3 protein-coding genes and 2 pseudogenes are annotated in these 4187 nt (G+C 68.9%); all 5 read left to right on the forward strand.

The genetic code is table 11. From position 1 onward, the window contains the following. Window positions 1–307: 307 nt before the first annotated feature. A pseudogene (locus ACY5KJ_RS18150) lies at window positions 308–463 on the forward strand (transposase); the annotation flags it as partial. 216 nt (window positions 464–679) lie between these two features. Then, a complete protein-coding gene (locus ACY5KJ_RS18155; RefSeq protein ID WP_462203921.1) occupies window positions 680–2161 on the forward strand; it encodes an MFS transporter in 1482 nt (493 codons plus the stop codon). Window positions 2162–2507: 346 nt separating this feature from the next. Further along, window positions 2508–2795, forward strand: a pseudogene (locus ACY5KJ_RS18160) (cupin domain-containing protein); the annotation flags it as partial. Window positions 2796–2873: 78 nt separating this feature from the next. Continuing rightward, the gene (locus ACY5KJ_RS18165) at window positions 2874–3608 is read left to right on the forward strand and encodes an SDR family oxidoreductase (RefSeq protein WP_462203922.1); all 735 of its coding nucleotides are present in this window, start codon (window positions 2874–2876) and stop codon (window positions 3606–3608) included. Between the two features lie 66 nt (window positions 3609–3674). Continuing rightward, window positions 3675–4187 (forward strand): helix-turn-helix domain-containing protein (locus tag ACY5KJ_RS18170; RefSeq protein WP_462203923.1); only part of this gene is annotated, 513 nt, incomplete at its 3' end.

The following is a 4187-nucleotide window of genomic DNA, read 5'->3' on the forward strand; positions in this document are numbered from 1 at the left end:
CCGCTACGAAGCAACAGCCACCATCGCCGCGATCAACAAATGGCTGCCCCGATGAACTTCCCAAACAGGCCCTAGGGCCGGGACGTCCGCCAACAGAATAGACCAACTGAGCGTGCGAGCGGCATGGCGATAAGCTCATCCAATCGAAGCCGATGCTCGTGACATCGATAAAGTGAGTGCCCGCCGCCCAGGGTATTGGGGCTCTTCGCGGTTCGCCGGACGGCGTATTTGGCCGCTGACCTTCTATGATGCCTGGTGGTGGCTGGTGTAGCCGTGGGTCGGGGTAGAGAACGAGGCCGCCGCCCGCGAGGCGCTGCCACCCGCGGCGCTGGCCGTCGGCCCGTTCCACGTCGTCCATCTGGCCAACAGGGCCGTCAGCGACGTCCGCCGCCGCGTCACCTACGCCCGCCCCACCCGGCCACTCCCAGTCACCACCAACCCAGCAGCAACCGTAATCGGCTAACTACAGATTCCGGCCAACCACGAGGAGTCAGTATTGTTATGAGAATGTCACGTAGGTCGTCAGGGAGAGGGCCGGCGGCGGTGTGGGCGCGGTCGGTCAGATCGTGGCCCTGCCGGTGGGCGGGAGAGCCAACCGCCAATGGAATGGAGTCGCCTATGAGGCGCTCTCACCTCGCCTACTTTGCGTCCTACAACGATCGGAACGCTGATGGCGTCGATGCCGCCCGAGCTGGGCAAGGGCCGGCGGCACGTGGTGCTGGTGATCTGCTGCTCGAGCCTGTTCATTGTCGCGCTGGACGCGACGATCCTCAACGTCGCCCTGCCGTCGATCAGGAACGACCTCCATGCCGCCGACTCCGGGCTGCAGTGGACGATTGACGCCTACGGCCTGGTGCTGGCAAGCCTGCTGCTCTTCTCCGGCTCGATGGGCGACCGGTTCGGGCGCAGGCGCGTGTTCCAGACCGGGCTGACGCTGTTCTCCTTCGGGTCGCTGCTATGTAGCCTGGCACCTGGGCTTGGCTGGTTGATCGCGTTCCGGATGATCCAGGCGGTCGGCGGGTCGATGCTCAACCCGGTCGCGCTGGCGATCATCACCAACACCTTCACCGAGCCCCGGGAGCGGGTGCGCGCGATCGGCATGTGGGGCGGGGTGATCGGCCTGAGCATGGCACTGGGACCGGTTCTCGGCGGCCTGCTGGTCGACACGGTCGGCTGGCGGTCGATCTTCTGGATCAACGTGCCGATCGGCATCGTCGCGATGGTGCTCACCGGCCGGTACGTGCCCGAGTCGAGGGCGCCGCGGGCCCGGCGGTTCGACCCGGCGGGCCAGGCGCTCGTCGCCGTCACCCTCGGCACCCTCGCTTACGCAATCATCGAGGCGCCGGCCGCCGGCTGGGCGGCCCCCCGGACGATCGTCATGTTCATCGTCGCCGCCCTTGCCCTGACCGGGCTCGTCGTGTGCGAGACGCGGCGCCAGGACGCCCTGCTGGATGTGCGGTTCTTCCGCAGCGATCCGTTTGCCGGTGCCACCGTCATCGCGCTCTGCGCCTTCGCGGCGTTAGGCAGCTTCCTCTTCCTGAACACGCTCTATCTGCAGGTCGTGCGCGGCTACTCGGCACTGCACGCCGGCCTGCTGACGCTACCGATGGCGGCCCTCGCGGCGGTGACGCCGCCGATTTCCGGCCGGCTCGTGGCCAGCCACGGGCCGCGGCCATCGTTGATCACCGCCGGGATGGCGTTGCAGGCCAGCGGCGTCCTGCTATCCCTCCTGGGGACGCAGACCAGCCTGGCGCCGGTCATCTGCGCCTACGTACTCTTCGGCGTCGGGTTTGGGATGGTCAACGCACCGACCACGAATATCGCGGTGTCCGGGATGCCGGTCGCCCAAGCCGGCGTCGCGGCAGCGGTCTCCGGTACCAGCCGGCAGATCGGCATGGCGCTCGGCGTCGCGATCTTCGGCTCGGTAGCCGCGCATCACGTTGCGGGCCGTCCTGGCGTGACGACCATCGACCCGACCAGCGCGCCCGCCTGGTGGATCATGGTTGGCTGTGGGCTCGCCATCGCCGTGCTTGACGTGCTCACCACCGGCCGGTGGGCGCGCGGCACGGCGGCCCGCACCGCGGTGCTCTTCACCCCCCAGCCAGCGATGCCGGAGGCCGAGGCGGTCGCGAGTGTCTCCGGCGGAGCGGGGCCGCCCTGACCGAGCGCGGTCCCAGCGGGGGGACGCGCGCAGGTGCGCGCGGGCACGCGACCAGCAAAGGCCAAACCACAGGTCAATCGGCTCTGTTGCATGCGGCCAAGGCGGGACCTGCGTGCTGGTACTTGGGCATGATCAGGTGATGGTTCGAGGTGCGGTCGCTCCGCCGCTGCCGGTGTCGGAGTTCGCGAGGTTCCGGTTCCCTCCCGGGGTGATCGTGCTGGCGGTCCGCCCGGAGATCGGTGTCGGCGCCTTGACTCGATGCGGCTGATCTTCTGCTGGCCTCGGTCATGGCGTCAGCGGTCTCTTCCTGAGCCTTGGCGTGCGACCGGTCAGGTCTGGGAAATCACCTGGTACCCCTCCGCGCCGGCACACCGGACCGGCCTTCGGCTATGTGCTGGACGGCGAGATGGTGTTCGAGCTCGAAGGTGAGCCGGCGCGTGCCGTCCGGGCCGGCGATCCGTTCTGGGAGCCGGGTGGCGACGTCATCCACTACCAGGACGGCAACAACCGCGACGACATCCCCGTGCGCTTCACCGTCACCATGCTCTGCGAACCGGGCAAACCGATGCTTTCGCTCGTGGACGAGGAGGAGCTCGTCCGGCGTAAGAACCGCCGAGCCTCGCGCACAAACTGACCGTGAGCTCAGCTAGACCGCCCCGTCGTACCCACATACTCGGACATTTCACCTCCGCGAAACCGGAAGGCCAAGAAGATGAAGATCGCTGTCATCGGTGGGACCGGGCTCATCGGATCGAAGGTGGTCCGGATCCTGAACGCGAGCGGGCACGAGGCAGTGCCGCACTCGCCGTCCACCGGCGTGGACCTGCTGCGCGGGCAGAGCCTGCCCGAGGCGATGGAGGGGGCCGATGTCGTCGTCAACCTGACGAACTCGCCGACCTTCGACGACGCCTCGCCCGCGTTCTTCCAGACGACCATGGACAACCTGCTCACAGCCGCCAAGGCCGCCGGCGTCAGCCACGCCGTCATCCTCTCGATCGTGGGCGCCGACCAGGTGCCGGGCCTGGTCTACTATCGCGCCAAGGTGCTGCAGGAGAACATCCTCAAGGCCGGCCCCGTGCCGTACTCGATCGTCCGCGCCACGCAGTTCTTCGAGTTCATCGACGCGGCGCTGTCTTGGACCACCGACGAGAACACCGTCCGCCTGCCCGCCACGCGCGTCCAACCCATCGCCGCGGTCGACGTCGCCCAGGCCGTGGCCGACGTCAGCGTGGGCACCCCGCTGCAGGGCACCCGCAACGTCGCCGGCCCCGAGGTCTTCGCGCTCGACGAACTGGACAAGATCACCCTCGCCGCCCACGGTGACCATCGCACCGTCGTCACCGACAACAGCGCCGGCATATTCGCCGCCGCCTCGGGCGACGCCCTCATCGCCACGGACGGCGCCGCCATCGCCAGGACCACCTACCGGGGGTGGCTCGCGCGCTGACTCGGCCAGGGTCCGCGCGACATCCGTCGCGCGGACCCCGTCAGGAATCCTCGTAGATTCAATGATGTGCCCGACCTCGACGGCGTCCTGGCGGCGGTGGGCCCGCGGCTACGCGCGCTGCGCCACCGGCGCGGGGTGACGCTGCCGCAGCTGTCCCAGGCCACCGGGATCTCGGTCAGCACCTTGTCCCGCCTGGAGTCCGGCCAGCGCCGGCTCACCCTGGAACTGCTGCTGCCGCTGGCACGCCCCCACCAGGTGCCGCTGGACGAGCTGGTCGGCACGCCAACCGCCGACCCGCGCATCCACCCCCGCCCGATCGAACGCAACGGCATGACGCTCATCCCGCTCACCCGCCGACCCGGCGAGCTGCAGGCCTACAAAATGACCATCCCGGCGCACTGGCCCGCCCGCGAACCGCAACGGCAGGCCCACGAGGGCTACGAATGGTTCTACGTCCTGTCCGGACGGCTGCGCCTGCAGCTCGGCGAGCACGACATCGTTTCCACCCCCGGCGAGGTCGCGGAGTTCGACACCCACGTCCCCCACGCCTTCAGCAACCGGTTGCTGAAGGCGTGGGGG

The sequence above is a fragment of the Frankia sp. CcWB3 genome (assembly GCF_977927595.1).

Excerpts from the sequence above, each read along its gene's own strand:
- ACY5KJ_RS18165 (WP_462203922.1), top strand. The coding sequence starts at position 2,874 with ATGAAGATCGCTGTCATCGGTGGGACCGGGCTCATCGGATCGAAGGTG.
- ACY5KJ_RS18155 (WP_462203921.1), top strand. The coding sequence starts at position 680 with ATGCCGCCCGAGCTGGGCAAGGGCCGGCGGCACGTGGTGCTGGTGATC.